The following is a 23,340-nucleotide window of genomic DNA, read 5'->3' on the forward strand; positions in this document are numbered from 1 at the left end:
GAGGAGGACGTCCTCGCCTACATGACCTTTCCCCAGCAGCACCGGACGAAGCTGCACAGCACGAATCCAATCGAGCGTCTGAACGGCGAGATCAAGCGGCGCACCGACGTGGTCGGGATCTTTCCCAACGAGGCATCCATACGCCGCCTCGTCGGCGCCAGCCTGATGGAACAGACCGAGGAATGGACGGTGCAGCGCGGTCGGTACATGACGCTGGAAACGCTGGCTCCGGTCTGCGATGATGTCGTGGTCAGCCTGCCTGCAGCGCAGCGCGACTGACAAGCTCGGCCCGCCGGTGAGCACGAGGCCCGTCACGAGCTACACCACGCCGTGGGACATCATCCAAATGTCTCATCAATTTGTTCCGAGCCAGAGCCTTTCAAACTTTGGGGTTGAGCCTAAGGACCCCGGTTACATTTATGTCCTGCATGCCAGTTCTAGATTGAAAATTGGACGCTCTATCAACAAGCAGACACGGATCAAGCAGGCCAAAACTTGGCTACCAGAATGCGAAGTGATCGGCGTCAAGCCGTTCTGGAACCACAAAAGTACAGAGAAATACTTGCAACTCGGTATGGCTCGATTCTGGGTCACTGGTGAATGGTACGAGTTTAAAGGTGACGAATTCGAAGGCTGGTTTCTAACAGAATTCCAAGCATTCAGCGAAACAGACATCAACAAGAACTCCATCGACTTCATCTATTTCATGAATTCCACGGGCATGAGCGAACTGACACTTGAGTTTTCGGAGCGTAAATCTTCCAAGCTAAGTTTTCAGCGCGAGGAAAGCACCCACTCGTCGCATCACGTTGATCAGGATAGATACAACTCTCCGAAAGAGACGCCATAATTTCCAGTTGGCACACGGTCAGCCCCCAACGCATCATCGGTAAGATTGTGCGCGTACGCGGATGCGTATTTTTATATTATATTTCAGTTAGTTAAATGGTGCCCGGGGGCGGAATCGAACCACCGACACGAGGATTTTCAAACCGAAGCTTATTGAGAAGGCTCAACAGGTTAGTCACGAAAAATCTGTCAAACCTACAACGGCGCATCAAGCACTTAGCAGCATTTTGTCAAACCTTGGCTCTGAGGCCATCCGATGAGCTGGCGGGTGGCAAACGCTTGCGCGGAGCGGAAGTTCGGGAGTGCGACGCGTAAGCAGATCATCATGTTCTTGGCGGACAAGGCCTCGGATGATGGGTCGGGCATCTGGTGTTCGAAAGGCACGATCCAGCGGCATACCGAATTGGGGGAAACAACGGTCAAGCGAACGATCCGGGAGTTCCTGAAGGAAGGCATCCTGGTCGAGACCGGGGCACGGGGGTGCAAGAACGGTTTCACAGTCGTTTATCGGATCGACCTAGCCAAGGTTGAGGTGCTTGAACTGACCGCCGAGCCCGAGATCGAGACGGGGGCCACAGTGGACCCCGTCCAGACTGGCCCCGGAACGGGGGCCACAGTGGCCGGGGTACCGGGGCCACCACGGCCCCCAAACCATCCTAAAACCATCCATAAACCCTCTACGCGCGAGCGCATGGTGGCGGTGGATGAAGATGCTGAGAAGATTTTGGCCTCCTATCCGCCCGACCGTCTGCGCGGGAAGGCTGAGTGCCTCAGTCGGATCAGGGAGGCTTTGGACGTTGGAACAGAAGTTGAGGACCTGTTGCAGGCCGTGAAGGCCTACGCGGCGGACAGCGCGGGCTTCACCCGCTCCAAGGTCTGTTTCTCGGACAACTGGTTCAGGTCGGGACGGTGGCGCGCCTATATCAAAGACATCACCAAGGGCCGAGATGAAGCGAAGGCGAAGGAAGCCCAGATGCTCACAGGCTTGGCCAATTGGATCACGGACAAACATCCCCTTTGCCGCCACATCACTCCCGGCCAGATCGATGCGCTCTTGGCTGCCGAGCTGGTGACACAGGCCCAAATCCAGGCGGCAGGCCTCAGATCATGAGCGTCACCGATCCCACCGAAGCGCAAACAGCAAGGCGACCCATGTCATACGGCTGCGCCGATGACACGGGACCTTGCGAGGGGCGGCACGCCTCCCCTTCGAACCCCACCGGCGCGGGCAAAGCCGCCGCCAAAAAGCCGCTAACCGAGACCTTCGTCTTCCGCTGCACCGCGTCCGAGAAGGCCCAGCTGCGCGCCAAGGCCGAGGCCGCTGGCTTGCCTGCTTCGGCCCTCCTGCGCGAGGCATTGGGCCTAACCGAAGCGCGTCGCCGTAAACCCGTGCCCCGCGTTGACCCCGCGCTGGTGCTGGCGGTCGGGCGGATCGGCGGCAACCTCAATCAGATCGCCCGCTGGCTGAACTACGCTATGAAAGTCGGGCGCGCAGACCTCGATTCGCTCACCGTCGCGCGCCGCCTTGTGGTGATCGAACGCCAGCTCGCCGCCCTCCTCGATGAGGCGCGGCGGTGCTGATCAAGTTCTTCCCCAACGGCAAAGGTGCGGGCGCGGGACCGGTCGGCTACCTCGTGGCCGAGCGTGTGCTGGCCTATGACGGCAACCGCGACCTGATTCGTGACGCCGACGGACAGCCGATGACCGTCACGCGCGACCCTCTGCCCGAGGTTCTGCGAGGAAACCCCGAACGCACCGAAACCCTGATCGACGCCAGTCGCCACCAGTGGACCTACCGCGCGGGCGTGATCAGTTTTGCCGACAGCGACGGTCCGACCGAGGACCAGCAGGCCGAGGTCATGGATCAGTTCGAACGGCTGGCCTTCGCGGGGCTGGACCCTGAGCAATATGAGGTGCTCTGGGTCCGGCACGCCCACGAAGGCCGGGTCGAGCTTCACTTCTGCACGCCGCGTCTGGAGCTGACGACTGGCAAGAGCCTCAACATCGCACCGCCGGGCTACCAGGACGCCTATGACAGCCTGCGGGACGTTATGAACCAGCGCCACGGTTGGGCCGATCCGATGGATGTGGAGCGTGCTCAAGAGGTCCGCGACACCGTCGAGGCCCCGACCCGCGCCCAGGGCCGGGACGAGCTGCACACCTGGATACAGGACCAGATCGACATGGGCCTGATCGCCGACCGCGCGACCATGATCGAGGCGCTTACCGACGCAGGCTTCGACTTGCCGCGCACGGGCAAAGCCTACATCACCGCCCGTGATCCCGAGACTGGTGAGCGCTGGCGGCTGAAAGGAGAGATTTTCCATGAAGACTGGCAAGCCGACCCGGCTGAGCGAGAAGCTGAACGCGGAGCTCGACGAGATCAGGCAGGAACACGTCGCCTCGATCTCATCCCAGCTCAAAAACTTCAGGATCGATTTGAAGAACATTGTGGGCGCCGCGCAGCATCCCATCGCGAGCGATACGCGCCGCTTTCAGACCGAGACGGCGACCATGTTCGAGACGCGGTTGAGATCGATCCGCCTCTGGCTGACGATCTCGCCCTGGCTGATCGCGGCAATAGTGCTGACGGGGATCGCCTCGATGATGGCCGCGAGCTTCTTCTGGACGGTGCATCTGACGCGCTCGGAGCTGACGGAACTGGGCCTAACACGAATCGAGCGGCCCGATGGGACCTGGCTGATCCTGGACCCATCGAAGACGCGCCTGCGAACCTGCACGATGGGCGAGCGACGCGTCACCTGCATTCGGATCGAGGAGGACTAGATGACTCAACTGACAGCCTTGGAACGCGACTTGCTCGCCTGCGTCGAGCGGTTGGTGAAGGCCTCAGAGGCCTCCGCGAAGGAATTGACCGCCTTGGAGACACGCTCGACCGGCAGGATCGAGACGGAGCTGGATGGCTTGAAAGACTGCGTGACCTTGCTCATTCGTTCACAAGCCGCATCCATGAAGGCCTTGAACGGATTGCTGAACGACGAGGCGAGCTACAAGACGCTGGACGAGAGCTTGCAGCAGAGCTTGACCTTAGCGAAAGCCGCCGCAGAGAGATTGAGGGACAGCTAGACAGCCAGGAAGCGCATGCGGAAAGGGGATTGCGGCATTGAATGCTAGTCGCCGACCAAGTGGCGGTCTTGTCTTGGGCAGAAGACGCCACATAAACGCTGTCGACAGCCCTCCTCTTTAGCTAGGTTCCAAAAGCCCCCGAGCATCTAGGCAGCTGTAGATCGAGGCCACTTTCGATAGGAACCGATGGGACGCTGTCCATGGGATCGATACCGTCGGCAGCCAGTTGATCGAGCCGCACCCTCGCCTCAGCATCAAGTCCATAAAACCAGTCTTGTTCGAAGAAAACATTTTCCTCGTGCTTCACTGCGAACTGTAGAAAGACCGACGCCAATTGATCATTGCTTTGGGCAAGCAGTTGTTCAGCGATGCGCAGCCCTGGAGCGTTATCAGAATTAAGCCAAGAAACGCAGATCATTGCCCCACCATCCAACGCAAATGAAGAAACCATCACTTGTTCGAGGAACTCGTCGGCGAAACCATTTTGCAGATCTCTTCCACCTAAATCCGTGAAAGGCGACCAAGCCCCTGCAACCATGAAAGGCAAAGGGGCATCGAACTCGAAAATCATGGACTTAAGCGCGCCAGTTTGTTGCTTTGCTAGCGCTTCGGTCAACCTGTCATGCGTAGCCTTCAACTCACGTCGAGCAGCTTCGTTGCCAGTCTCTATGTCATCCAACATTTGTTGAAGAAAGACTTGCTCTAACGGTCCCAGGCCTTTGTCTGCTTCTCGTAGCGTCTCTCGCAAATGCGCCCCTGCGTCTTTGCCGTATAGCTCTCGGCTCATCGAGCGATAAGCAACCGCGAGGCATTGGTCTGCCCTACCGGAGAAGGGCTCGTTTTCGATGCAACTGAACAGGTCCCGATCATGTTTGGAGCAGAAGCCATAGAAAACCGATGCCTCCTTAACACCGATCTTCTTTATCGACAGCTTGCCACCGTTCTTGTTCAGGTCGGGGATGCTCGCGGAGTATTGCAGCACATGACCATTCTTCGCGATTTTGGACAGATTCGGGCCCCGCGAGACTGTGTGCGCCTTAATGACACCTCCTTCGCAAGCTCCTAATCCCACATCTCGTGCGCAGCATTTCTTCTTTGTGAACGCTTTTCGGTTTACCTCAACCGCCTGCCACGGGTTTCCTTTTTCTTGATCTTCTCGCCCAAGATGACATTTCTTGTATTTCTTGCCGGAGCCACACCAGCAAGGCGCATTACGATCTCTGCCTTTCATAGAGCGAAACTCTTACTTTCTGATGTTGTTAGACAGTCCTTCGCAGGCGAAAAGGGCAGCTTAGGCCGCTCCTGCCCGCGATTGAGGGCCGCTTCCATCTGCGTAGATGAATTGCTTGGCATCGTCGCGCACTTCCAGCGTCGCCCCGTCAATCGCGCCAACGGCAAGGCCTGCGTTCACCCGCCGCGCCGCTTTACCCGCACTCAACCACTTCCCCGCCTTGTCCACTGCGAAGCGTCCTCTGCGCGCCCCAGAACCCTTGCCTTCCGCCGCATTCATGATGACCACAGAGACCTCTTCCATACGGAACAGCCCGCCTTGGCTGGCCGGGGGCATCTTGCGCTTTTGCAGCGACTGGCGTGTCACATCCAACCGCTTGGCCACATCCGCCAGGCTGACGAGGTCAGGCCGCACTTCCCGCAGAGCCGCGCCCGCAGGCAATTGCTTTTGGATCGCCCGCGCCGCGTTGAGGATCGCATCCTCCGCGCGATCACTCGCGGCTTCCAGCGCAACGCCAAGCATGCCCGGCACGCCAGTGCCGACGATGGCATCCTCGAAGCCAGCCTCGAAGACTGCGTCCATCAGATCGAACGCTTCATGCTCACCCTCCGGAAGGGCGAAGATCAGTTCGAACTCAATTTCTGCCATATTATTCATCCTCTTGCGCGTCTTCGTTCGTGTTGTCGAGTTTCGTGCAACCGAGCGCCCGACTCCTCAATTGCCGCGCAAAGCGGCCCGGATTCTGAGGCGTCGACCAGACACCCATCTGACAAAACTCACCGCACCGACAGTCAGGATCGTTGTTCGGGCACCGGACCAGGCCCCAAGCATGACCACGCCCAGAACGCAAAGTGACCGTCCAGCCCAAAGCCTCCAGCTCACGCAGAACGGCTTCGATCTCCTTGGACTTGTGCGACTTTCTAGGCATTAAATAGGTCTTTTTCTTTAAGTTGTCAACTGACAACTTTATTGCTTCGAGTTGATTGACGGACTGCCTCAACAAAATAGAAACGTTCACAAACCCTCAACTTGCATCCCATTTTCTGCCAACCATTCCTTGCGGGCCCTCCAATCAGGGAGATGTTGCTCAACCTTGATCCAGAATTTCGCCGAATGGTCGGGATGATGGGCATGCGCCAGTTCATGGATGATGATGTATTGCGCGATCCTCGGCGGCAAAAGTGCCGCCTTCCAATGAAAGGAAACCCTCCCCTCTGATCCGAACGAACCCCACCGGAAGCCTAGGTCCTGGACTTTGACTTCATTGATGTTCACATCCATGCGGTTTGAATGCTGAAGGGTTTGCTTCTCGAACCAGGCCTGCGCCTTGCGAATATACCAGGAAATAAAGACTTCCCGGCCTCTATGGACCGAGGCCGTTCGAAGACAGAAGCGTCCATTCTTCAATGTCAGATCGACAAGCTGACGGTCGACCAAGCGAAGGCGATAACTTTTACCAAGATACAGGAACCCCTCGCCATCGACGAACTCCTTAACAGGGGCCCTTCGCTGAAGCCGCGCCTTTTCCTCTAACTTGGTATGCACCCAAAGCAGTTTCTCCTGAACGAACTCGACCAGTTCACTTTCAGTTGCTTCCGGCGGCGCAAGAATTACAAGTTCACCCGACCTCTCCACGGTAATTTGGAGGGTCTTTCTTCTATCGCTTCGTCGTATGTTGAAGGACAGGCCATCTACGTCCAAATGCTGGTCGAAAAAACGTACCGAGCGGCCCCCGGTTCGAATGGGTGAAAGCGGGAGGTTTGGCATCAGAATTCCCTCAAGGCTTCGTCATTGGCCTTGGCTTGCTGCATCAACTGTTCCGACAACTGCTCTGACTCCAAAACACCAAGCCCCTTGATCTTTGCATCAACCAGTTTTTCGAAGATTTCAGATCGCAGATTTTCTTGATCAGCCATCTTGAATGTGCTCCAGATTGAGCGATTGGCAACAACCTCTTCGACAATGCGATCCACGATTTCCTGGGTCACACGATGCAGAGCCTGAAGATGTTGTGCCGGAGTGTTTTCGTCCACTCCCGCCTCTTCGAGAACGGTGCGAAGGAAGGGGACATAAATCTCCGGTATATCGAATTCAGTTTCGCCAGTTGATTGGGACTCTGACCGTAGCTCATCAATAATTGCTTGAAGCTGCTCGATGATTTCATCCCACTGATGGCCAAAGCCATCTAAAATCTGATTAAGGCGCTCGGACATCTTCTTGAACCGAACAGGGTCAGTTTCGAGCTTCTTGCGGATATGTGAACGGATCGCGTGTTCCATCTCCGAAGCTTTGGCGCGCGCACCGCTGGCGTGCCCAACCTGGTCTTCAAACTCGGCATCCGTAAGTTGAACGGGAGGTATCTTGGGATCGATACCCAACGAGATCACATGGTCATCAATCAGCTTTCGGACCTTAGCACCCACATCTGAACCGATGACAGCGACATCGCGGAACCTGTTCCGTGCGCGCGCTTGGATATAGGCAAGGCGCTTTGCATCCTTCACAAATGGAAGACCCTCGGGCCTTGGAAGCACGATTTCCAAGGACTTGAGGAAGTCCTTCAGCTTCACTGTGAACTCGGCCCTGAACTTTTCAGTTGCCAGCACTTGTAGACAGCTTTCGTCGTCCGACAGATCGTCCAAGCCTTCCCGCCTGAAAATGTCGACGACTCGAATGTGCCGATCTCGCAAAATGGGAATTTGGTCAGTGAGGCTGACCAGCGCCCCGTCAATGTCTTCATCCGAATATGCGGAAAGGGCCGACTTCAGGTGATGGGCAACGCCGAAATAATCCACGACGATCCCGCAGGTCTTGCCAAAACCGGTTCGATTTACACGGGCAATGGCCTGCAACAGCTCGGCTTCACGGATCGATCGATCAAGGTACATCACGCCTTCGATGGGCGCATCGAAGCCCGTCAAAAGCATCGATTTGACGATCAAAAACGCTAGAGGGTCCGCTTTCGTGGGGTCCTTGTGAAACAGAGGTTTCTTGAACCGTTTGATCCGCATTTCCTGCGCTGATCCTTCGGTCCACTGCTTCCAGCTGGCATCATAATTGTTGCCACCGGACATGATCGCAGCAAACTCGATCTTCTCCAGCGTATCGCGGTATCGCCAAGCTTGGACCAACGCCTGCAGCTTCGCCGGTCGGATGCAAAGCTCTTCGTCGTCCAACGACTTGTCAGCGTCGGAAAGAGCCGAGGCTTCTGCCAAAAGCTCATCACGCGCCTCTAAAAAAGCCGCATGATACCGGACAACTGCTGTGCGGCTGTAGGCCACGACCTGCGCCTTGTAACCGTTCGGCAAAAGGTTGGTCACGTAGTGACGCAGCATGTCGCGGGCCTTTTCCCCGATCAGCTCTTTAGCCTCCAGGATGTTGCCCTTGGTCGCGTATTTCTTGCGGATCGCTTCCAGTTCCTCGTCAGACCGGCCGCGAAACATATCCTCGAACAGGCCGTCCAGGGTGGCCCCATCCTTTACCGCACCCTCAGCGGTGCGCCCCTCGTAAAGCACCGGAACCGTCGCCCCATCGGCCTCGGCTTCCTTGATCGTATATTGATCGATGAAATCGCCAAAAATCTCGGTCGAACGCTTCTTCTCGCCCATGATGATCGGTGTGCCGGTGAAGCCGATCCTTGCGCAGTTCGGCAGCGCTGCCAGCAAATTGGCATGCAGATCACCCGCTTGCGTGCGGTGCGCTTCATCCACAACGACCAGGATCGTGTCATCTTCGTTCAGCACGTCAAAGGCCGGGCCCTTCGTGACCTCGGCCACGTCCTCATCCGTGCGGTACTTCTGGATCGTGGCAAAGACCAACCCCGGACCCTTCCGGCGGGCGAGCCTTTTGAGGGAACTGTTGCTTGTCGCCAGTTCCACCACATCACCGGACATCGTCGCAGTTTCCGACAACTGGCGCTGCAGGTCCTTGCGGTCGGTGACCATGATCACCTTGAACTTCCGCAACTCCAAATCGGTCCGCATCTTGCGGATCATGAACACCATGGTCAGGCTCTTGCCCGAACCTTGCGTGTGCCAGACGATGCCGCCGCGCCGATCATATTCGCCGTCTTGCAGCCGCGTCTTGCCGCTGCGCAGACGTTCCAACGCACGGTTGACGGCGCGGTATTGCTGATACCGGCAGACGGTTTTGATGGTCTGGCCGCCCACATTCATGAACAGCAGGTAGTGGCGCAGGATATCCAGCAGATGCGCGGGGCGCAGCATGCCCGCGATCATGCGCTCTTGCTCGGACAAGCGTGTCTTGCCAAGCGCCGTCGCCACCTCATCCTCGGAGCCTTTGCCATCCGGCCCCACGACCGTCTTCCATTGCCCGTAATACTCCAGCCCCGCGCCGATGCAGCCCACGCGCGCCTCGTCGAAACTGGTGGCGATCAGAAGCTGGACCGAGGCAAAAAGCGCAGGCGCGCCTTCGTTCTCGTCCACCTCCAGCGCCGCCTTACGAGCGTTGTGATAGCGGCGCAGTTGCTTGACCGCCTCGGCCAGCGGTTCGGGGATGCCGGGGCTTTTGGCCTCGACCACCACCACGGGGATGCCGTTCACCAGCATCACCACATCGGGGATGATGAAACCCTTGCCGACGTCATGGCCCGGTGGGCAATCGACGCGGAACTGGTTGGAGACGGTGAAATCGTTCGCCTCCACATCGTCCCACGCGATATAGCGGATGGTCTGGCCGCGCCCGCCGTCCCAGCCGGGCAGGCCCTCGACCGTCAGGCCCTTGAGCAGCAGTTCGGTGACCGCCTGATTGGCCTCCATCAGCCCGCGCTGGCCGGGGCGGGTGAGCGCGCTGACAGCTTCGGACAGGCGCGCATCATCGAGCCAGGGTTTGCCATCGGGGCCGGGGTTGATCGCGCGCAGGCGCTCGCGCAGCGTGGCCTCCGCGATGACCTCCTTAAAGCTGGTGCGCCCGGTCAGGGCGGGGTCGTCCATAGTGCCGGTCTGCGCCTGCCAGCCCATGGCGACACATTGGTCGATGAAGGGCTGTTCGACATCATCGAATTCATGCCCCATGTCCAGCCCCCTCTTCGAGCAGAGGCGCGACAGAGACCCGCCCGGTGAGCAGATCGTCCATCAGGCCGGATTTCTGAAGTCGGAGCTTTTTAAGGAGTTGCTCTTCCTCAGTGATTTTTTGCGATTGTGCGGTGATTGTCTCGGCGATGAAGTCTTGTTCCGGTTGAGAGGGTAGAGGAGTTGGCAAAGGCTTCAGCGTGGCTTGCGAAATATTGGTTTGCGACTCTGCCATGCCGCTAATCGTTTTGCTGATTTCACGCTGAACTGCCGTCGAGCCCAATGCCAACGAAACGTAGCCAGGATTGTGCCGTTGATGGACCCTGAGACGGTAGAGTTTATCAGAAATCATAAGCTTATCCCTTGTTTCAGGAACATAGGCCACGACCGCGACTCTGCTGGATGGACCTGCCCGCGTTATCAAAATGTCGCGCGCTTCGACCTGCAGGTGCGGCCTTGGCTTGAGACCCATGGTCAGCCGCTTGTTTTCGTGCGCTTGGTATCCCTGCCAAACAACAGCGGTTGTCTTTAGCACGCCCCATTCGTCTGCAAGCGCTTCTTCTGATGGGCAGTCTGGGCTCCACCCTTGAGCGAGCTCGCGAGTGATTTCTCCAAGGGGTAAGACATCCCACTCCTTCGGGAGCCAGCCGAGTGGGGTTTCTTTGTAGAGGTGGGGGGCCTCGGTGTGTGGGGGGCGGAGGTCTCCGTTTGCGTCGATGCCGCGGGTCAGAAGGTCATGCAGCAGCCCTTGCTTCATCGCCTTCAACTTCGCCACCACCGCCTCCGTCCCCCGGATCGCCGCATCCAACGTATCCAGCACCTCGGCGATTTTGGATTGCTCTTTGGGATCGTCAGGGACGCCTACGGAATATTCAGCCAGTTCGCCGCGTTTGATGTGCTTCATCGTGCTGCCATGCGCACGCTTGTCGAATTCCGCAACGGAGTCCGACAGCACATGAAACATGAAGCCGTCATCCACATCTGACGCGGATGTAACTTTAAAAAGGTGTTGATTAAGCCAAGCAGGCCCGCCATCCCAGCGAACAACCGCAAGGGTGCCACTCCAAGAGAAAATCATGTCACCTGACGCCAGGCGAAACTTGTCAGGCAACTGGCCAGCAAAGCGATCCACAATCTCTTGCGAGCCAGTGATCTGAGCGATGCGAACGATGGGAAGGCCTTCTTCTGACCAATGCTGATCATTGAATGCAAAGCCATTTTCATACTGACCTAGACTCGCCAGTGAGCGGCTACTCCAACCTTCTGGTAGGCTCGGTTTAGACATACCCCAACCCCTTCAAGAACCCAGCCAGCTTCTCCGTCGCCTCTGCCCGTGCGCCCTCGATCTCAGTGAGGGTCACGCGATACTTGTCCCACCAATTCTCAAACGCCGCCACGATCTGCCCGCGCTGCGCGGCGATGTAGCGGATCAGGATTTTCTGCATATCGTCGTGCAGGATTTTCAGCAGAAGCGACGCTGCCTCCTCGGATGACAGCCCGTCAACGCCTGCATTGATCTCATCCGTGAACTGCGCCTGTTTGGCCTTCAGCGTCTTCTTGACCTCGGTTAGCTCCTTCTTCCAGCGCTTGATCTGCGCCTCATCCACCGGTTCGGCCTCGTCCTCTTCTTCCTCGCCCTCTTCAGGCTTGGCCGTCGCTGCCTTGATCTGTGCATCCAGTTCCGCCTTGCGCGCCTCAAGCTCTGCAATCTCGCGCACGAAGTCGCCCATGAGGAAGGCGACCAGCTTGTGATCGAGCGGGTTTTCCTTGTTGCCCTTATCCTCCAGCGCCGTGACGATAGAGGTGCGCCAGGCATCCACCACGCCCTTGGTGTCGCGCGCCATGAGGGTCAGGAAGTCGAACCGCGACTGGTTCCAGAACTGCGCGATGATGCCCCGCACGGTAAACGGGTCGAGCATGGCGAGGCTTTCCAGTGTGTCGGAAAAGCTGGAGAGCAGTTCGTCGCGCAAGGTGATCAGCGCGGCAGGGTCTTCGGCCCCGGCGAGGGATTTGATGCTATCGCGATGCGCGTCCCACCACGCGTTGAAGCTGTCCTTGATCTCTGCCTCACGGGCGGTGAGGCCCGCGTTTGTCTCAATGGCGGGCTTAAGGTCTGACTTGGCAGCCAGGCTTGCGGCGAAGTCGAAGTAGTTTTCATCGCGCGGCGTCAGCAGGTCCATCGGGTCCAGCCCGTGGGATTGGAACAGCTCCGCCTTTGCCTTAACCTCAGCCTTCGGGATGCCGCCGACCAGATGCGCGCGGACGTCATGCGGCTCTGGCGGCGGGGCGTTGTCGGCATAACGGCGGATGTTGAGGTTGAAGTCATTCTCGCGCAGCCTGTCGATGTCGACGATGGCCGAGAAGCCGGGGATTGCACGGTATTCCTCGAACGTGGTGATGATCTTTTCGATATGTTCCGGCAGCAGATGGTTCTGCGCGCGCCCTTCGAAATATTCGCGATCCGCATTAATGAAGAGCACCTTGCCCTGCCGTTCGGCTGGCTTGCCCGACACGAGGTTCGCGCCATGGTGCACCCGCTGGCGCAGGACAATCACACAAGCCGGGATGCCAGTTCCATAGAAGAGTTGCGGGCCGAGGCCGATGACCGCCTCGATCTGGTCGCTCTCGATGATCTTCTGACGAATTTTACCTTCGTCTCCGCCCCGGAACAGAACGCCGTGCGGCATCACCGTTGCGATCATGCCGCCGTCACGACTGACGGCCAACATGTGCTGGAGGAACATGAGGTCGGCCTTCTTGGAGCCAAGCGGCACCTCATGGAAGAAGCGTTCTCTGAACTTGGGCTGCCACGTGTATTCACCAGAGCGGTCTTTGTCCTTGGAACCCCAGTTGATCGAAAACGGCGGGTTCGTGAGGATCCGATCAAAGCGACGCAGTTCGCCGTCTTCAACGTGCTGCGGTTCACCTAGGGTGTCCTCGTTCCGCAGGTCGGCGCTGTTGATGCCATGTAGCAGCATGTTCATCTTGGCGATGGACCAAACGGTGCCAGCGGCTTCCTGACCGAAAAGGTTGGCCCTGCGCCCGTCCTGACCATGTTCGTCGATGTAATCCTTGGCAGCGATGAGCATGCCACCAGACCCACAGCAGGGATCGTAGATGTCATGTTCGAGCGTTGGCTTCAGCAACCTGACCATCATCCGGACGACCGAACGCGGCGTGTAGAATTCGCCGCCTTTTTTGCCAGCGGAGTCCGCAAACTCACCGATCAGATATTCATAGGCGGCACCGAGAAGGTCAGGAAATTCAAAATCTTCGTTGCGCAAACGGATTTCACCAAAGTGATTGATGAGTTGGCGCAGCTTTTGGTCGCTGATCTTGCTTTGACCAACTTTGCGGGTGAAGTCGATGTGGTCGAGGACACCTTCGAGCGCGATGTTCTCAGACTCAACGCCGCCCAGAGCTTTGTTGAGTTTGTCGCCGATGTTCTCGTGCGCTTCGTCAACGAGGTGACCAAAGCGCGATTGCGGCGGAACCCAGAACGTGCCGCCGCGCCCGTACCAAACCTTGTTCTCCGCTTCTTCTGCGGCCTGCTCCGGGGCCACGCCGCTCGCGATACGCTTTTGCACCACCTCTAAGCGGGCCTGTTCGAACACGTCCGAACAGCGCTTCAGGAAGAGCATCCCGAAAATGTACTCTTTGAATTCCGAGGCATCCATCTTGCCGCGAAGGATGTCTGCAGCGCTAAAAAGGTGACGCTCCAATTGGGCGAGTGTCAGTGGCATCTACTGGTATTCCTAAGTTGGCGCGCGCTCAGAGCGTGCAAATGTACAAATTCCGCTGGCGTACGCCGCAGGACGGGCCGCAGAGGTATCAATGCGAGGGGCTTTAATGCATCGTGTCATTCTTCAATCAGTTTTTTGAGCTGACGGTCTGCAAGCCGCAACGTGATGACGGAACCCGAAAGAATGGGCACCAGAATTCCAGATAGTGCTACCGCAAAGATGGCCGCGCCGGATATCAACGTAAAATCATGAGGCTGCCCCCCGAAGCTCAGCCTCAGGAAACCGATCAAATAGAGTGCGCTGGCAACCAAGAGTACCGTATTGAGCGGTTCCAACGGCTCGACTGCGTTGCGGCGTGCACGCTCCAGTGTTGCGCGCCGAAGTTTCTTCCAGTTGTCGCTTGGCTTTTGCATCGGCTTAATCCCTTACCAGTTCGATCCAAGTGTGAACGTCATCATCTCTGACTTCCCGCCCCTCGAGATGTGACTGATACCAGCGCGCGACGATGGCCCCGCGCTTCTCACTTTTGATCTTTATGTTTTCTTCGTTGAGGTGCTGATCGAGCGAGGTCTCAATCTGTTTCAAGGCTTCAAAGTCATGAGATGCACGGACTGTCTGCGTTCCGAGCAGTATCCACGCAGCATCTACTTCAAACCGGTCTGACATCGCGACAAGCGCCTCCACAGGAAGACCCCGTTGGCCCTTTTCGTAGCTGTGATAGGCGCGATGTGAGACGCCAATCGCCTCCGCCATTGCTGTTTGCGTCAAGCCGACTTCGTTACGCGCGATAGCAAGGCGCGCGCCCATAGCAATGAAAACTGACTTTGCGTCCTGCCGCATGCAAGGTCTCCTATTGACGAAATCGCCATAACGAGCGAAACTGCACGAAATGACGTATTTCCTGCCTTTAAATCATCTGAGCATGTCATAAGGTGCAGAACAAGCGATTCTATTCATATCCAGCGATGGAGGCCGAAATTGACCCAGGAACGCCTGCTTTCACCCAAACAGCTCAGCGAGATCGTCGGGCTTAGCCCTGCGCAAATTCGCGCACTCATGAACACCGGGAAACTGGAGTTCGTGGAGATATCATCGAAGACCAAGATGCTGACGATGAGCGGCTGGGAGCGGTTTCAGAAGAATGCGACCAAGGTCAGTGGAGCCGAGGGCTCGGCGGCGAATTGAACGGGGGATGTCAGGCCATGGCAACGACCAATCTCAATATTAACGTGGTAGATAAGCGCATGTTCAAGCAGTCAGAGGCCGCGAGCTATGCCGGGTTGCCAGTCAAGCACTTCAAGGCGGCTTGCCCGGTGCGCCCGGTGGAGTTGATACGAGGTGCACGTCTTTGGGATCGTCGTGACCTCGATCTTTGGATCGATGATGTGAAGTCCGGGGCCGTGACCGACACCCGCGACACCATTCTGGACCGCCTTTGATGACACAGGTGCGGGTCAAGGGGTTCAAGATTTTCAAGGACCGGCACGGAAAGCAGCGATGTTATCACCGCGAGACCGGTCACAAAGTTGACCTGAACAATGCGCCGATTGGTTCCGCCGAGTTTTTCGCTGAATGCGAGACGGTCCGCGCCATTGCCGAGGCACAGCGGGCGAAGGCACCAAAAGCCGGAACTTTGGGCGGGTTGATCCAGTCCTACTTTGAAACCGAGCACTATCAGAACCTGGCTGAAGCCACGCGCCGCGACTACCGCAAATGCGCTGACTTCCTTGAGCCGATCCGCGACACACCGATCCATGTGATCGACACCCCCTTGATCGCGGGCATCCACGACAAGGCCGCGAAGAAAATTGGCTGGCGGCGGGCAAACATGGTGCGCACGCTTTTGAGCGAGGTCTTTCGCTACAACATCCCGAAAGGGCTCATTTCCGCCAACTTCGCCAAAGAAGTGATCCCCAAGCGCCGCCCTCGCGACCGCGCCTATGCCAACCGCCCCTGGACCATCGAGGAGCGAGACACTGTTCTAGGCAAAGCAAAGCCCCATGTGCGCGTGGCCCTCGCCCTTATGATGAACACCGGCCTCGACCCGTCCGACGCCCTAAGTTTGCGGAATGATCAGGTCGACGGCGGCACTATCTGGGGCGTACGCGGAAAGACAGGCGAAGAGGTTGCGATTCCGGTCAGCCCGACCCTTCAGGCCGCGCTTAACCGCATGCCTAACCACGACGCCGAGACTGTGCTTTCCAATTCGCGCGGTGAGGCATGGACATACAACGGCTTTTCGACTGTTTGGCACCGCTTCAAAACCGCCCTTGAGAATGAAGGCCTTATCGAAAAAGGCCTGACCCTCAAGGGCTTGCGGCACACGGTCGCCACGACTTTGCGCGAGGCGGGGCTGGATGAACGCCGTATCGCGGACCTTCTGGGGCAGAAAACACCGTCCATGGCGCGGCACTATTCGCGTTCTGCAAACCTTGCCGACAAGAACCGCGAAACCATGGCCACACTAGAAGAAGAGAACCGAAGGCGGGCCGAAGGTGTCAAACCTTCGCAGAAAAGCGTCAAACCTGTCCGAAACGAGGATCAGCCATGAGCAGAAACTACAATCATATCAGAGAGTTAAGTGGTGCCCGGGGGCGGAATCGAACCACCGACACGAGGATTTTCAATCCACTGCTCTACCCCTGAGCTACCCGGGCAACGGGAACGCCTTGGCGTTCGGGTGGGTGGTTTCTATGCGAGGCCTTGGGGCGTGTCCAGCGCATTTTGTGGGGGTTTAGTGGGAATATTTTCGCAAACTCGCAGGGACGCGCAGGCGGGTGATCACCCCTTGAGTTTGCGTGTTTGCAGAGTCTTGATCCAAGCTGTTGCTCCGGCTTCGATCAGGGTCAGGGCGGCGTCGAAATCGCGGGTGAAATAGGGGTCGGGGACGTCGCTTGGGGCGCCCTGAAGGGGGCTCGTAAAGAGCGCGGTGTCGCACGGCGCGCCTGCGGGTCGGAGCGTTTCGATATCATCGAGGTTTTGGCGGTCCATGGCGAGAATGAGGTCGAAGCGCGTGAAATCGTCGGTGTGGAATTGCCGTGCGCGCAGGGGGCTGAGGTCATAGCCGCGGCGGGAGGCGGCGGCTTGCATCGGGCCGTAAGGCATCTCGCCGATGTGCCAGGAACCGGTGCCTGCGCTGTCGATGAATAGCTCGGGCGCCTTGGCGCGCATCACCGCTTCTGCAGCGGGCGAGCGGCAGATATTGCCGAGGCAGACGAAGAGAAGACGCATGGTTTCCACCTTTCCGGCGTGCAAGTTGCGCGATCGCGTGGCGGAGGGCAAGCTCATCGCGTCGGCATGGGCGAGGCGTGGGAAGCGGGTCGTGGTTCTGCCGTGGGCAGTGGGGCAGGTCTATCCGGCGGCGGGATTTGTGGGGGAGGCGCGGGCCTTTGGGGCCGAGACCGTGGCGTTGACCCTTGAGAGCGGCCCGGCGCGCAGGCTTTTCGATGGGGCGATGCCGGGCCTGCGACCGAGACGGGCCGGATTGGGGCGCCGAGATCGCGGCGGAGTTGGTGTGACGCGGGGGAGGCATGGTCCCCCGCGTGCGGAGCGGTGGCTCAGTGGTTTTTGTGCGCGCCGTGGTCGCCGCCGTCCATGGCATCATGGCTGTTGCCGATGCGCACCGGCAGGTCCAGGTCGATCACGCCGGCCTTCTCGAAGATAAGCCGGACCGGGACGCTCGCCCCGTCTTCCATCGGGCTGGACAGCCCCATGAACATGACGTGATCGGCGCCGCGTTCGAGCGCGTGGATGCCATCGGCGGGGATGTCAAAGCCGTCCTCGTCTTCGCGCATCTGCATCACGCCGTCGCCAGACGAGATATGCGTGTGCAGCTCGACGCGGGCGGCGATGTCGGATTCCACGGCGATCAGGCGGTCTGGCGCTTCGGCGGTATTGTGGATGATCATGAAGGCCGCGGCCGATTTGGCAGTGCTCATCGCGCTGCGGACGTAGGCATCGGTCACCATGATATCGGCGGCGAGCGGCGTGGCGCAGAGCGCGGCGACCGCGAGGGAGGCGAGGGTGGTGCGTGTCATGTTGTCTCTTTCTGAAGATCAGGAAATTTGTGTGATCCGGGCAGAAAGGGGCGGGGCGCGGGCCTTGGCGGCGGCCGGGCGCGCAGAGAGACGGTAGGCGGGCCCGGGCTGAACAACTAGCTTGCGCGCCGCCGGGGTGTGCGCCGGAATGTCGAGCGGTGGTGCGATCTGGCCGACATAGACCAGCGCGCAATCGGGGCAAAGGTGGCGCGGGGCGGTGGGCTGGCCGTCGGCATCCACTGGAACGGTAACAGTGCCGGAGCCGGTGCAGAGCACGATCGTCCCCACCGGGCCCGGCGTTGTGCGAGCGGTCGCATAGTGATGGCTCGTGAGCGACAGAAGCAGCGCAAGGAGCAGGGCGATGGGCGCGTTCCAGACTCGTGCGCCTCGGGCGCGCCTATCTTCCAGACGCGAAAAAACGCCCCGACCGCGCGGGGCGGTGGGGCGTCTGATTTCCATCCAACTCAGTCGCACTGAGCGGCTCAGGCGGACGCCTGGGCCTTCTGGATCTCTTTCTTGACCTTCAGCGCGTTTGCGGACAGTTCCGCATCCTTCGCCTTGGCGAGATAAGCATCAAGCCCGCCCCGGTGATCCACGCTGCGCAGAGCAGCTGCGGAAATCCGAAGCTTCACGCCACGGCCGAGCGTCTCGGACTGAAGCGTTACATCGTTCAGGTTGGGCAAGAACCGACGCTTCGTCTTGTTATTCGCGTGGCTCACGTTGTTGCCCGTCATAGGGCCCTTACCGGTCAGTTCGCAGCGGCGCGACATCTCATGTTCCTCATGTGTCTCGTCGGGCCGCGTGGGCCCCTTCAAAACCAAACGGGCACCGCCAACGGCAGCGCCCCGAAATCCGTCCGCGGGGGATACGCAGAATCGCCGGCCCCGTCAAGCGGGTTTCCGCGCGGTAGGAGAGAGGCGCCCCGTTCAGACGCCATGGAGCACCCCCCAACGGGCGAGGAGCGCGCGTTGCAGCCCCCGAGCCCGCCCGCTCCAGCCGCGCGCGCCGGGGGGCACTTCATCGCCGCGCGCTTTCGCGGCGGCGCGGGCCTCAGGATTGGCGCTGAAGACGGCAAAGCTCATCAACGTGCCGTCGGGCGCGGTCAGATAGCCGCCCAGCCCGTTGACGAAATCGAGCGTCCCGGTCTTGGCGCGGACCTGCATCGGCGGGCCGATCTCTGCGGCGTCGCGCAGATCGAAGGGCTTGAGCAGCCCGTCCAGAGCGGCGCGGATTTCGGGCCGGGCGAGCATCCGGGCGAAGGGGGCGGCCTGCAGGCGGGATCGGTCGCCCAGCCCGCTGTGATCTACGAAGGCCGCGCCGTCGAGCCCGAGACTTTCGCGGGCCCAGAGCGCCATTTCCGCGGCCGATGTCAGGGTGCCGCCCGGGCGGCGGCCACTTCGCGCGGCGCTCGCCATGAGCCCCACGGCTTCAGCGGTCAGGTTGGTGGAATACTTCAGCATTCCGAACAGAATCTCGCGCAGCGGGGCGGAGCTGTGGCGGGCGATGGTCTCGCCGGTGGGCGCGTCGGTCATGAGCTCGGCGGCGGGCAGGACGATCCCGTGAGCGCGGGCAAAGGCGCTGAAGACCTCGCCGGCGTAGAGCGCGGGTTTGCGGACCGGAAGCCAGCGGGCCCCGCCGCCCCCAAGCGCGCCGCGCGCGACGCTCCAGTCATCATGCCCGCCCGCGTCGGCATAGGTATAGACCGGCCCGGCGCGGTCGGCGACGCGCATCCGCGCCACGGTCACATCGGGCCGGTAGCGCGCCGAGCGGGCGTCCATCGTGATGTCATAGTCCCCGCCCTGGCGGCGCCATTCGAAATGCACCCGGTTGTAGTTCAGGTTGAGCCCCGAGATCGCCGGATTATAGCCCAGATGCGGCAATTGCGCGGCGTCGATCGAGGGCTGATAGGGCAGCGCGCCCTCCCACAGGAGGAACCGCCCCGTGATCTCGCGCAGCCCGGCCTCCTTGAGCGCCGCCGCGAGTTCGGCCGCGGCATCGGTGTCGAAGGTGGGATCGCCCCCACCGGCGAGGATCAGATCGCCCTCGAGCCGCCCGTCCACAACGGGGCCAGTGCCCAGAACGCGCGTTTCGAAGCGGAACGCAGGGCCGAGCGCCTCCAGCGCATAGAGTGCGGTCACGACCTTGAGCACGGAGGCTGGCGGCAGGGCGACATCCGCGCCCCGCGCTTCCATGACCCGGCCGTCCGCCGCGTTGACCAGCGCCAGCGCCACCGGGCCATCAAGCCGCGCCTTGGCGATCAGATCGGCGGTGGTGGGCAGCGCGCGTTTGATCAGGCCCGCGGGCCGGGCCTGGGGAAAGAGCGAGCGGGCGGGCGCGCCGCCAAACACCGCGGTGGGCGCGGCCAGAGCCGCCATGCCGCCGAGGAGCGCGCGTCGGGAGAGGGTCGGGGTTGTCATCTCGGGCGGAGTTAATCGCATGGCCCCTCGGGGGACAAGCGCGATCACGGGCAAAACTATGTTACCGCGCCCAGTCCCCGCGAGAGCGGATCGCGGTCGAGCTCTCATCGCGCATAGGCACGTTGAGAAAGCACCAGGCCGGCGCGGCGGCGAAGGGCAGAAGATGCGCCTCGGCCGGTTTGAGCATGTAGCGCCGGTAGATCCGGGCGGCGGGGGCGGTGCGCGCCGCGATCCGATCGCCGGGGCGGGCGAAAACGCCGACGGGCACGCGCCCGAGGATGTCCTGCCAGTCCTGCCAGCGGTGAAACTGCGCAAGATTGTCCGCGCCCATCAACCACACGAACCGGTGTCCGCGATGGTGCCTGGTGAGCGCGGCGAGGGTCTCGGCGGTGAAACGCGTCCCGGCATGGGCTTCGAAATCGCTGATGCGGACGCGGGGGTGGTCCATGAGCTTGCGTGCCTGTTCCATGCGGCGGGCGAGCGGGGCTGGGCCGTGCGATTTGAGCGGGTTGCCCGGCGAGACGAGCCACCAGACCTCATCGAGCCCGAATCGCTTGAGCGCCTCGCGCGTGATATGCACGTGGCCCGCGTGGGCGGGATCGAAGCTGCCGCCCAGCAGCCCGATGCTGCGCGGCCTCGCGCCGCGTGGCAGGGTCGCACGCATCGGCGCTCTCCAACTCGCTTTTTCAGACAGTTATCCATGCCCCGCCCCCGGCCCGCTTGGCAAGCCGTCGGGGGGCAAGATATTGACCGCGGATTTATAGCTGACTAAAGTCAGGCAAATGACGATTTCCGATATTTCCCGCATTCGCAGGTTCAATCGCGCGGTGACGCGCGAGGTGGGCGCGCTCGATCACTCCTTCCTCGGCCGTGGCCGCCCGCTGGGCGCCGCGCGTGTGCTCAATGCCATCGGTCAGGGCATCGACGAGGTGGGGGCCTTGCGCGCCAATCTGGGGCTCGACAGCGGGTTGCTCAGCCGGCTTTTGCGCGGGCTTGAGGGCGAGGTGCTGATCACTCTGGCGCGGGATGACGCGGATGGCCGCCGCCGCCGCGCGCGGCTCACCCCGGCGGGGCAGGCGGAGTTCGAGGCCTATGAGACCCTGTCGGACACGCGCGCGACGGATTTGCTGGCGGCGCACCCGAATACCTCCGCGCTGCTCACCGCCATGGATCTTATCGCGACGACGCTGGGCCGGGAAGAGATCGAGATCGCGGAGACGGACCCGCGCGCGGAGGCCGCGATTCACTGCCTTGAGGCCTATTACGCCGAACTCGCGGCGCGGTTCGACGGCGGGTTCGATGTCTCGCTTTCCTGCGATCCGGAGGCCGCAAGCATGACCGCGCCGCGCGGGGCGTTTTTCGTCGCGCTCTCGGACGGAATGCCGCTCGGCTGCGTCGGGCTGAAGGGGACGGATCTGGGCTATGCCGAGATCAAGCGGCTCTGGGTCGCGCCGTCCGCCCGGGGGCTTGGCCTTGCGCGCAAGCTCATGACGCGGGCCGAAGCGGCTGCGCAGAAGCTCGGGATCACCACTTTGCGGCTCGACACCAACGCGGCTCTGACCGAAGCGCAGGCGTTTTACCGCAACTCCGGCTGGCATGAGATTCCGCGCTACAATGACGATCCCTACCCGACGCATTTCTTTGAAAAAGCGGTGGCCGCACCGGGGGCGTGAGCGGGCGTCATGGCGCCGAGGTGCCCCGCGCGCGCGCCTCGGCGGCATTGCGCAGCAGATCGAGCAACAGCGCCTGCTCCGGGGTTGGCTCCCAATCTTTACGCACCGTGAGCCCGATGGCCCGGCCGGGCCAGTCCCCCGCGACATCGAGCCGCGCGAGCATCCCCTTGGCGATCTCCGCCTCGGCTTGTGTCTCGGAAATGCAGCCGATGAACTCTCCCGCATGGAGCAACTCGCGCATGAACAGGATCGAGCCGCACTCGATCAGGCTCTCGGGCGGGGCGATGGCGCGGCTGGCGAAATAGGCGTCGAACTGGCCGCGCGACGGGCTTCCGGGGCGCGGCACGACCCATTGGCAGCCGGTGAGCGCGTCCAGCCGCAGCGGGCGGCCGACGAGCGGATGATTGGGCCGCGCGACGAAGGCGAGGGCATCGGTGAAGAGCGGCTCCTGCACCACCTCGGCGATCGGGGCGGGCACGCGCAGCGCGCCGACGATGAAGTCCAGATCGCCACGTAACAGACCGGGGAGGAGATCTTCGTAGGGGCCGTCGTTGATCTCGATCGGCAGGCGCGGGTGGCTCTTGCGCAGCTCGGTGAGCGCCTGCGGCAGCAGGACAGAACGCGAAAGCGGCAGCGCGCCGATGGCGATCCGCCCGGCCTCACGCCCGTCGAAGGTGGAAAGCTCGGCCTCGGCCTGTTCCAGCTCGGAGCCGAAGAGTCGCAACGCGCGCGCGAGCGTCCGGGCTTGCGGTGTGGGCACGAGCCCGTGGGCCGCGCGCAGGAACAACTCGCGGCCCGCGGCGCGCTCCACCTGCGCGACCGCGCGGTGGACGGTTGGTTGGGCGAGGTTGAGCCGTTTGGCGGCAAGCGAGAAGTTCTCGGCCTCCACGACGGCGGCGAGCGCCTGTAGCTGGGCGTGGGTCAACGTGGGTTTGAGCCGGGGCGAGACCGCGTCGAGGCCGGGATCGAGGTGGGCAAGGGCCCGGCGCAGCCGGTGGCAGAGAAGCTCGCCGCGTTCGGTTGGAAACACGCCGCGCCGGGTCCGGGCGAAGAGATCGCCGCCGGACTGCCCTTCGAGATTATGGAGCGCCTGACTCACCGCCGGTTGCGAGATGTTGCACAGCGCGGCGGCTCGGGTCAGCGAGCCGCTCTCCGCGACTGCGAGAACGACGCGGAAATGCCGGATATTGCGCGCCAGTTTCATCGGGGGGTCGCCTCGCGCATGGTGGTTTTCCGCCCGGCGGCGGAGCTTCGGCTATAGCTAAAACTTATT

At 60.8% G+C, this 23,340-nt stretch carries 24 protein-coding genes and 1 tRNA gene; 9 read left to right on the forward strand and 16 right to left on the reverse strand.

Annotated elements, in window-relative coordinates:
• The 5 genes from BM353_RS14770 to BM353_RS14790 form a co-directional block, all read left to right on the forward strand.
• The coding region (locus BM353_RS14770; RefSeq protein ID WP_177220567.1) for a transposase at positions 1 to 279 on the forward strand (279 nt) is incomplete at its 5' end.
• The gene (locus BM353_RS14775; protein WP_143104179.1) at positions 239 to 850 is read left to right on the forward strand and encodes a GIY-YIG nuclease family protein; all 612 of its coding nucleotides are present in this window, start codon (positions 239 to 241) and stop codon (positions 848 to 850) included. The genes BM353_RS14770 and BM353_RS14775, both read left to right, overlap by 41 nt.
• A 255-nt stretch (positions 851 to 1,105) precedes the next feature.
• Positions 1,106 to 1,960 (forward strand): hypothetical protein, encoded by an 855-nt coding sequence (locus BM353_RS14780; RefSeq protein ID WP_092082231.1) that lies wholly within the window; start codon positions 1,106 to 1,108, stop codon positions 1,958 to 1,960.
• A 41-nt stretch (positions 1,961 to 2,001) separates the two neighbouring features.
• Positions 2,002 to 2,430 carry a plasmid mobilization protein gene (locus BM353_RS14785; protein WP_177220568.1) on the forward strand — a complete coding sequence of 143 codons (429 nt, stop codon included), beginning with the start codon at positions 2,002 to 2,004 and terminating at the stop codon, positions 2,428 to 2,430.
• Positions 2,424 to 3,977 carry a relaxase family protein gene (locus BM353_RS14790; protein ID WP_092082233.1) on the forward strand — a complete coding sequence of 518 codons (1,554 nt, stop codon included), beginning with the start codon at positions 2,424 to 2,426 and terminating at the stop codon, positions 3,975 to 3,977. The genes BM353_RS14785 and BM353_RS14790 overlap by 7 nt, the downstream gene beginning before the upstream one ends.
• An 80-nt stretch (positions 3,978 to 4,057) precedes the next feature.
• Here the strand turns inward: BM353_RS14790 and BM353_RS14795 are convergent, their stop codons facing one another.
• From BM353_RS14795 to BM353_RS14835, 8 genes are all read right to left on the reverse strand, one after another.
• Entirely contained in the window at positions 4,058 to 5,167 is a 1,110-nt protein-coding gene (locus BM353_RS14795) for an SEC-C domain-containing protein (RefSeq protein WP_092082235.1), read from the reverse strand.
• A gap of 60 nt (positions 5,168 to 5,227) precedes the next feature.
• A complete protein-coding gene (locus tag BM353_RS14800) occupies positions 5,228 to 5,815 on the reverse strand; it encodes a hypothetical protein (RefSeq protein ID WP_092082237.1) in 588 nt (195 codons plus the stop codon).
• A 366-nt stretch (positions 5,816 to 6,181) separates the two neighbouring features.
• Positions 6,182 to 6,934 (reverse strand): M48 family metallopeptidase, encoded by a 753-nt coding sequence (locus BM353_RS14810; protein WP_014881191.1) that lies wholly within the window; start codon positions 6,932 to 6,934, stop codon positions 6,182 to 6,184.
• Positions 6,934 to 10,200 (reverse strand): type I restriction endonuclease subunit R, encoded by a 3,267-nt coding sequence (locus tag BM353_RS14815; protein WP_092082239.1) that lies wholly within the window; start codon positions 10,198 to 10,200, stop codon positions 6,934 to 6,936. Before BM353_RS14815 ends, BM353_RS14810 begins: the two co-directional genes overlap by 1 nt.
• Positions 10,190 to 11,482, reverse strand: coding sequence for a restriction endonuclease subunit S (locus BM353_RS14820; protein ID WP_092082241.1), 1,293 nt, complete (start codon positions 11,480 to 11,482; stop codon positions 10,190 to 10,192). The genes BM353_RS14815 and BM353_RS14820 overlap by 11 nt, the downstream gene beginning before the upstream one ends.
• Entirely contained in the window at positions 11,475 to 13,940 is a 2,466-nt protein-coding gene (locus BM353_RS14825; protein ID WP_092082243.1) for a type I restriction-modification system subunit M, read from the reverse strand. Before BM353_RS14825 ends, BM353_RS14820 begins: the two co-directional genes overlap by 8 nt.
• A 116-nt stretch (positions 13,941 to 14,056) precedes the next feature.
• Entirely contained in the window at positions 14,057 to 14,353 is a 297-nt protein-coding gene (locus tag BM353_RS14830; protein ID WP_014881195.1) for a hypothetical protein, read from the reverse strand.
• A gap of 4 nt (positions 14,354 to 14,357) precedes the next feature.
• Positions 14,358 to 14,780, reverse strand: a complete 423-nt coding sequence (locus BM353_RS14835) for a helix-turn-helix domain-containing protein (protein WP_014881196.1) — start codon at positions 14,778 to 14,780, stop codon at positions 14,358 to 14,360.
• 138 nt (positions 14,781 to 14,918) lie between these two features.
• Between BM353_RS14835 and BM353_RS14840 the strand changes: the two genes are divergently transcribed.
• The 3 genes from BM353_RS14840 to BM353_RS14850 are packed head-to-tail and all read left to right on the forward strand — an operon-like array spanning position 14,919 to position 16,491.
• Positions 14,919 to 15,125, forward strand: a complete 207-nt coding sequence (locus tag BM353_RS14840) for a hypothetical protein (RefSeq protein WP_092082245.1) — start codon at positions 14,919 to 14,921, stop codon at positions 15,123 to 15,125.
• Positions 15,126 to 15,142: 17 nt separating this feature from the next.
• Positions 15,143 to 15,379 (forward strand): hypothetical protein, encoded by a 237-nt coding sequence (locus BM353_RS14845; protein WP_092082247.1) that lies wholly within the window; start codon positions 15,143 to 15,145, stop codon positions 15,377 to 15,379.
• On the forward strand, positions 15,379 to 16,491 hold the full coding sequence (locus tag BM353_RS14850; RefSeq protein WP_092082249.1) for a tyrosine-type recombinase/integrase: 1,113 nt from the start codon (positions 15,379 to 15,381) through the stop codon (positions 16,489 to 16,491). Before BM353_RS14845 ends, BM353_RS14850 begins: the two co-directional genes overlap by 1 nt.
• Positions 16,492 to 16,522: 31 nt before the next feature.
• On the opposite strand, the gene BM353_RS14855 is transcribed toward BM353_RS14850, so the two are convergent.
• The 7 genes from BM353_RS14855 to BM353_RS14880 form a co-directional block, all read right to left on the reverse strand.
• Positions 16,523 to 16,597, reverse strand: a tRNA-Phe gene (locus BM353_RS14855).
• Positions 16,598 to 16,721: 124 nt separating this feature from the next.
• The gene (locus tag BM353_RS14860; RefSeq protein WP_092082339.1) at positions 16,722 to 17,171 is read right to left on the reverse strand and encodes a low molecular weight protein-tyrosine-phosphatase; all 450 of its coding nucleotides are present in this window, start codon (positions 17,169 to 17,171) and stop codon (positions 16,722 to 16,724) included.
• A gap of 326 nt (positions 17,172 to 17,497) precedes the next feature.
• Positions 17,498 to 17,977 (reverse strand): copper chaperone PCu(A)C, encoded by a 480-nt coding sequence (locus tag BM353_RS14865; protein WP_092082251.1) that lies wholly within the window; start codon positions 17,975 to 17,977, stop codon positions 17,498 to 17,500.
• A gap of 18 nt (positions 17,978 to 17,995) precedes the next feature.
• Positions 17,996 to 18,436: a hypothetical protein gene (locus tag BM353_RS16695; protein ID WP_143104180.1), complete on the reverse strand. Its 441-nt coding sequence runs from the start codon at positions 18,434 to 18,436 to the stop codon at positions 17,996 to 17,998.
• Positions 18,437 to 18,459: 23 nt separating this feature from the next.
• Positions 18,460 to 18,747 carry a 50S ribosomal protein L28 gene (gene rpmB, locus BM353_RS14870; protein WP_092082341.1) on the reverse strand — a complete coding sequence of 96 codons (288 nt, stop codon included), beginning with the start codon at positions 18,745 to 18,747 and terminating at the stop codon, positions 18,460 to 18,462.
• Between the two features lie 156 nt (positions 18,748 to 18,903).
• Positions 18,904 to 20,394, reverse strand: a complete 1,491-nt coding sequence (gene dacB / locus BM353_RS14875; RefSeq protein WP_092082253.1) for a D-alanyl-D-alanine carboxypeptidase/D-alanyl-D-alanine endopeptidase — start codon at positions 20,392 to 20,394, stop codon at positions 18,904 to 18,906.
• A 61-nt stretch (positions 20,395 to 20,455) separates the two neighbouring features.
• Positions 20,456 to 21,058 carry a nicotinate-nucleotide adenylyltransferase gene (locus tag BM353_RS14880; protein ID WP_092082255.1) on the reverse strand — a complete coding sequence of 201 codons (603 nt, stop codon included), beginning with the start codon at positions 21,056 to 21,058 and terminating at the stop codon, positions 20,456 to 20,458.
• Positions 21,059 to 21,176: 118 nt separating this feature from the next.
• Between BM353_RS14880 and BM353_RS14885 the strand changes: the two genes are divergently transcribed.
• Positions 21,177 to 22,067 carry a GNAT family N-acetyltransferase gene (locus tag BM353_RS14885; RefSeq protein WP_092082257.1) on the forward strand — a complete coding sequence of 297 codons (891 nt, stop codon included), beginning with the start codon at positions 21,177 to 21,179 and terminating at the stop codon, positions 22,065 to 22,067.
• A 7-nt stretch (positions 22,068 to 22,074) separates the two neighbouring features.
• Here BM353_RS14885 and BM353_RS14890 read toward each other — a convergent pair whose 3' ends face one another.
• Entirely contained in the window at positions 22,075 to 23,271 is a 1,197-nt protein-coding gene (locus tag BM353_RS14890; RefSeq protein ID WP_092082259.1) for a LysR family transcriptional regulator, read from the reverse strand.
• Positions 23,272 to 23,340 lie beyond the last annotated feature (69 nt).

This window comes from Poseidonocella sedimentorum, assembly GCF_900116005.1.
Taxonomy (GTDB): Bacteria; Pseudomonadota; Alphaproteobacteria; order Rhodobacterales; family Rhodobacteraceae; genus Poseidonocella; species Poseidonocella sedimentorum.